We start from the raw sequence: 6000 nt of genomic DNA, 5'->3' as shown, positions 1-6000 counted from the left end.
GAATGAGGGAGCAGGGGGAGACAAGGGGGAATTATTTAACAAGTTTCTTCTTTGTCTTTGCGCTCTTTCTTGTTTCTTACCCATGCCCGATGCGCCATGCCCCATACCCCAATTCTATTTCCCCATACCCAATTGTTGAGCTTTTTGGTAAACTTTACCCTCGGTTAATAAAGAAGGTGCAATCACAACTTCCACTTGTTGCATTTCTTTAATATTTTTGGCTCCTAAGGTGCCCATGCTGGTCTTTAAGGCTCCTAAAAGATTGTGAGTGCCATCATCTAGTCCTGCTGGACCAACGAGTATTTGCTCTAGGCTACCGGTGGTGGCAACGCGAATGCGGGTGCCACGAGGCAACACTGGGCTGGGAGTAGCCATACCCCAATGATAACCTCGTCCTGGGGCTTCTGCGGCTCTGGCAAAAGGGGAACCAATCATCACACCATCAGCACCACAGGCGATGCATTTACAAATGTCGCCACCGGTGATTAAACCGCCATCAGCAATGATGGGGATATAGTTACCAGTTTCCTTGTAGTAATCATCTCGTGCCGCAGCACAATCTGCGATCGCAGTCGCTTGTGGTACACCCACGCCTAACACACCACGGGACGTACAAGCGGCACCAGGCCCAATTCCCACTAGTACCCCAGCCGCCCCAGCTTTCAACAAATTCAATGTAACTTCGTAAGTCACGCAATTCCCTAACACTACGGGGATGGGCATGGAACGGCAAAATTCTGCTAAATCGAGTGGTACTAAAGACTCTGGTGACAGATGTGCAGTAGAAACTACCGTAGCCTGCACAAAAAATAAATCGGCCCCAGCTTTTGCTACCGCCTCGCCATATTTACTTGCACCGGCTGGAGTTGCACTTACCGCTGCAATGCCACCTTGTTGTTTAATTTCCTGAATACGTTGTTCAATTAATTCCGGCTTTATTGGTTCGGCATAGAGTTCTTGCATCAGGGCAACAAATTCATCTTTCCCCACAGAGGCAATCCGATCTAATATTGGCTCTGGGTCTGCATAGCGAGTGTGAATACCCTCTAAATTGAGAACACCTAATGCTCCTAACTGTGACAAACGTACAGCCATGCGAACATCTACTACGCCATCCATTGCACTGGCAATTATCGGGATTTCCCGCTCAATATTGCCAATACGCCACTTAGTATCTGCCAAACTGGGGTCTAGTGTTCTGTTACCAGGGACTAGAGCAATTTCATCTATTCCGTAAGCTCTGCGAGCTGTTTTTCCCCGCCCAAGTTGAATTTCCACGCTTTAATTTTTCTTAAATCTGTTTAAGCTAGGGTATCAAATTGTGAGATAAGTTGGGGCGTTTTTTTCCTGAACTACAGAGATAAATTCAAGTTACCCAAGCCGCCGTTCGAAACTTTGATGGACGCAAAGTATTGACCAAGCAACCAAATGAGTAAAAATTGTTAATTGGTTTTTATATTGTGTTGTTTGAGGGTTGGTGTTGCGCTAGTTTTTGGAGAATTGTAGTTTCATGTGTCTGTTATTACTTAGTTAATATCACGATTGTTGGCATTAATTGTCTTAATTTGCCTGTATTGAGTTAAGTCAAAATCATGCAAATTCCCACTAATGATTTACTGTTTATTTTTAGCTGCATCCACACCGGTGTAACCAGTTGCTATCCAAAGTATCGCTCTAGCTCCATCGCGAATAGATTTTTCGATAGATTCAGGGGGTTTTTCTGAAGGAACTGGTACTGGTTTTAAATAAATACCTCGACTACCCAAAATAATTTCGCCGATGACACAAGCCCGACGCATATGAAAATCTGAAGTAATCAAATAAACGCTCTTGATGCCGCGAGCTTGCAAATCATCTACTAACGTAGTAAAATTAGTAACTGTATCTACGGCCTCATAGTCCAAGTGTAAACGTTTGGGATCAACACCAGCTTTGGTAAACACTCGTTGGGTGAATCTAGGTGGACTACCCCCAGTAATCCAAATTGGTATATTTGGATGCTGGCGAACAAATTCGGCCGTAAACTTCTCTCGCTCTAAACGTCTGGTTGAACCACCCAAAACTACAACTGCTTGCGGCTGTACAAATTGGTTTTGTACTTCTTTGTATCCCCACCACGTGATTAGGGGTAGGACAAAAGCCATAAAACGAAAAGATTTACCTGTAAAGAGTAGCTTATTCAAGGCTCGATAACTTTTTTTACTGATTCCAAAATTTCCTCTGGCTAGAAGAAAAACAACAATTGATAGTAGAAGAGTAGCAAACTCCTATAAAATCTGCCCAAATATAAATTTGGGTGATTTTTATGTTATAGCGCGATTAAGCGTGCTTGAAATTTTTCCTCTAATTGATGGATTATCCTAACCGATATCGGACAATCCATCAAAGGGTTCTAGCACCTTGCCGGATAAGACCATTTAGAAGATAAAAATATAATTGGCATTTATCCTACTCAGTAGTTGCTGCTTCCAGCCAGACTTCCACATCATCTGCTAGCAACTTCTGTGCTGCATCCAGCATTGATGTTGCTATGTCTTTGAGGTCTTCACGGTTATTCAAGTAAGTTTTCAAGGCTTCCATTGGGTCAATGCCGCTACTTGCACTCAATTCAGGAATCCGGGGGCGAGCTAATTGACTCACTAATTCTGCTTGAATGGTGTAGGTATGAGCGGGACTTAAAGCAGTATGCAGAGAGGAACTGTCAATTAAATCCATCTGTTCGGAACGGAGTTTGTAAATTAGCCGCACTACAGCATCTTGAATATCATACTTAGCGATCACTTTCATTAACAACGCTTGGGGATCATCTGCTTTCGAGACATCCACTTCAATGGTGCGGAAAGTCCGAACTGTTAGGGGGCAAAATTCCCATTCAGCCTTCCCCCGCTCCAGTTCTAGCATCACATAGCCTTTGTCTTCTTTTTCTTCGCTAAAATCTACCCGCTCAATGCTTCCTGGATAAATCACAGGCGGGTTGTTGGATTTATTGAGGTTCTGGTGGCGGTGGACGTGTCCCAAGGCTACATAATCAAAACAAGGTCGCGTCAGCAAAGATAAGGGCAGAGTAAAGCCTTTACCCACCGCCAAAAAGCGTTCTGCGCCCAAGGTCGCATTGTCAGACATCAAGTGAGCCAGAAGGACTGTTGGCACATCGGGGTCAAGACGGCGAATTTCCCCTTCTAGAACAACTCGCAGGCGTTCCGTTAACAGTTGGTTGACTTCCGCTAAAGACGAACCTTCAGTCTCTTGGCGAGTCATCAGGGTAGAACGGGTCAGCCAAGGAAGAGTAATTACCTGCACTTTGCCATTGCGGGTTTCGATGCAGTGAGTAGTTAATGTGTCACCGACAACAAATCCTGGCACTCCCAAAGTGCGGTAAATATTTAAACTCGCTCCTCCCTGTCCTTGGGAGTGTTGGTCGTGGTTGCCTACCAACAGCACTGTTGGTATATTAGCATCCATAAGACGGCGAAATTGGCTGGCAAAAGCTTGTTGTACATATGGCGGTGGTGTAGCATCCGGGAAAGCATCGCCACCAAATATCACCATATCAACAGCATCTGTCAGCGCTCGGTCGATACATATAGACAAGGTATTGACAAAATCCTCCAATCGCGTATTTAATCCAGTTGCGGGATTAATTCGTCCGTGAGAGAAGCCGCTTCCCATGTGGATGTCGGAGAGATGGAGGATTTTAATCATAATCTGTCATTAATATTTAGTCATTTGTCTAAATATTAATGACAAATGAGCAATAACTAATAACTAAATATGAATTCCGCATTCTGTTTTATCACTTCCCCGCCAGCGTCCGGCGCGTTCGTCTTCGCCTTCGCCGACTTTGGTGGTGATGGGTTGGTCGCCAATGCTGGGATAACCTTGGTCGTGAAGGGGGTTGTAGATGACTCCATGTTCAGCCACGTAAACCCAGCTATCTTGACGTGTCCAAGTAGCTATAGGATTTACTTTCAGCCGACCTTTACCGTCTAATTCAAATATGGGCATATTTGCACGGGTTACTGCTTGGTCGCGGCGGCGGCCAGTTATCCAAGCGACGCTGTTGAGTTCGTCTAGACCCCGTAGCAGTGGTTCAATTTTTGTAATGTGGTGGAATTGGGCAATATCTTTGTCCCAGAGTTTGTCGCCATATTTGGCTTCAAAGGCTTCGCGGGTGTCTACATCTGGAGTTTTGAAAGTTTGCAGATCCAGATTATAGATTTGTTTAGCTTTGGCAACTAATTCTAGACTTTCAGGGAAGTGATGCAAGGTGTCAAGAAAGATCACAGGAACGGGATGCTTCAGTTCACTGTAAAGAATATGAGTAATTATCATGTCATCCACGTTAAAGGCGCTTGTTTGCACCAGTCCCGTTGGGATATTCTCTATAGACCATGCCAGTATTTCTTTAGGAGTGGCAGTTTCAAATTGCTCATTTAATTTTTCTAAGTCAAAAGCGATCGCTTGGTTTATAGATGCCGTGGGGACTGTCATGATAATCTTCTTGTTCAAATATTTTTACCTTGGATTAAGATTTATTTTACTCCATCAAGGCGCGTATTCCGCTCGGAGTTCAGGTATTTATTCTGTTCGGGAATTACGAAATTTTGGGGAGTGGCGAGTAGGGAATTGGGAGATCAGGAGAATAACCCATTTAAAGTAAAAATTAATACTTTAATAAAAAATTAAGTGTTTACTAAGAAATTTTACGGTAATTTAAGTTTTACAATGCTTTTATAGATATTTATACTGATTTTGATATGGTTAAGAAACAATTAATAAAAAGGATTTTACTTAAATGAACACTTCAAAATCCCCTAATCGCTTAAATGAATCTATAATTATGGGCGCTTTAATGATGTTGACCAGCGTTAGCATAATTACAATAATGAACTTTTTCTAAGATAAAGATTTCTAATTTTAGCAATAAAACTTCACATAGTCCTGCTCAGTTTTGAGCAGGACTTTTACTTTTATTATCCAGATAAAACCGTGTATATTAACTTTCTTCTATGACTTTCGGCAGAAAATCATTTTGAAACCGTATTTTTACGTACTTTTGCAATTAGAGAATTTAAAATTAAGATGCGATCGCATCATCCACGCCGACCAAGCTATGCTCCAAGCAACCTTAGACTTGCTTGCAGAGGTAGGATATAGGATATAAAAGCATGATTATAGAAGCGATCGCTTCCCGTGCTGGAATTGGCAAAACGACCATCTATCGGCGTTACACTTCCAAAAAAGAACTAGTTGCAGACACTATAGAAAGTCTGAGAGATGATTTAGCGATCCCCGATACTGGCAGCTTTTGAGGAGACATAGATATTTTGATCAATAATGCAATGCCGCCAAAAAAATAAGCTGATGCGCGTCTAAAGTATATAAACACTCTGGACGGTTACCTGATGACTGATGACGATTAACAGTCATCAGTTAACCGTCATCAGTCATCAGGTAAATGTACAAATTAAATGCGTAACAGCAACTTGTTACCAAAATAACTTTTCACGAACGGTTGTAAATGAGATGATGGATTAATTAGAGAAAAAGGTGAACAATTGTTATTTTTCTCCTTCCGCTTCTGGTTGCAGGATGGCATTACAGTATTGAATGAGAGTGGTCAAGCGATCGCTAATCGTCTGAAGTCTCGTTTGTGCAGTAGATGCTTGCCGCGCTCCTTGCAAAAACATCACATCTATTGCCAACAAGCGCAATTGTTTGCTCATTTCTGTTTGATAAGACTGCACTCGCCAGTTTTCATCAGCCAAAGGCACAATCTGCTGCCCGAAAAATTGCTGCAACGAGGCTACACGCTGTCGCAGTTCGGGCGCAACGATTGGGGTAGTTGTGGCATCGGAGCGTAATTGCTCTAGTAAGGTTACGAGTGCCAAATATTTCTCACGGTTTAAAGACATCCAGTGCTAGTTAAGATAGTATTAATGTCAAGTAATTTTTCTTCTACAATAAACTTTCTTAAGCGCTTATCAGCACTAAAAGCCT

General features: G+C 42.6%; 7 protein-coding genes. 2 read left to right on the top strand and 5 right to left on the bottom strand.

Annotated features, from left to right (window positions below; genetic code table 11):
• Positions 1 to 114: 114 nt before the first annotated feature.
• From F8R90_RS08995 to cysH, 4 genes are all read right to left on the bottom strand, one after another.
• Positions 115 to 1278 (bottom strand): GuaB3 family IMP dehydrogenase-related protein, encoded by a 1164-nt coding sequence (locus F8R90_RS08995; RefSeq protein ID WP_100898834.1) that lies wholly within the window; start codon positions 1276 to 1278, stop codon positions 115 to 117.
• A gap of 335 nt (positions 1279 to 1613) precedes the next feature.
• Positions 1614 to 2144 carry a YdcF family protein gene (locus F8R90_RS08990; protein WP_190895344.1) on the bottom strand — a complete coding sequence of 177 codons (531 nt, stop codon included), beginning with the start codon at positions 2142 to 2144 and terminating at the stop codon, positions 1614 to 1616.
• 304 nt (positions 2145 to 2448) lie between these two features.
• Positions 2449 to 3702, bottom strand: coding sequence for an exonuclease subunit SbcD (gene sbcD / locus F8R90_RS08985; RefSeq protein ID WP_196510459.1), 1254 nt, complete (start codon positions 3700 to 3702; stop codon positions 2449 to 2451).
• Positions 3703 to 3765: 63 nt separating this feature from the next.
• Positions 3766 to 4491 carry a phosphoadenosine phosphosulfate reductase gene (cysH, locus tag F8R90_RS08980; protein ID WP_196510466.1) on the bottom strand — a complete coding sequence of 242 codons (726 nt, stop codon included), beginning with the start codon at positions 4489 to 4491 and terminating at the stop codon, positions 3766 to 3768.
• Positions 4492 to 5032: 541 nt separating this feature from the next.
• Here cysH and F8R90_RS33380 point away from each other — a divergent pair.
• Complete coding sequence (locus tag F8R90_RS33380) at positions 5033 to 5164, top strand: hypothetical protein (RefSeq protein WP_269141744.1); 132 nt, start codon at positions 5033 to 5035, stop codon at positions 5162 to 5164.
• A gap of 4 nt (positions 5165 to 5168) precedes the next feature.
• Positions 5169 to 5312: a TetR/AcrR family transcriptional regulator gene (locus F8R90_RS08975; protein WP_230966201.1), complete on the top strand. Its 144-nt coding sequence runs from the start codon at positions 5169 to 5171 to the stop codon at positions 5310 to 5312.
• A gap of 249 nt (positions 5313 to 5561) precedes the next feature.
• Here F8R90_RS08975 and patD read toward each other — a convergent pair whose 3' ends face one another.
• On the bottom strand, positions 5562 to 5915 hold the full coding sequence (patD, locus tag F8R90_RS08970) for a heterocyst frequency control protein PatD (RefSeq protein ID WP_196510458.1): 354 nt from the start codon (positions 5913 to 5915) through the stop codon (positions 5562 to 5564).
• Positions 5916 to 6000: the final 85 nt, after the last annotated feature.

The organism is Nostoc sp. NZL (genome assembly GCF_015714705.1).
Classification (GTDB): domain Bacteria; phylum Cyanobacteriota; class Cyanobacteriia; order Cyanobacteriales; family Nostocaceae; genus Nostoc; species Nostoc foliaceum_A.
Note: the sequence above shows the minus strand (reverse complement) of the source record. Positions and strands in the feature narration are given on the sequence as shown.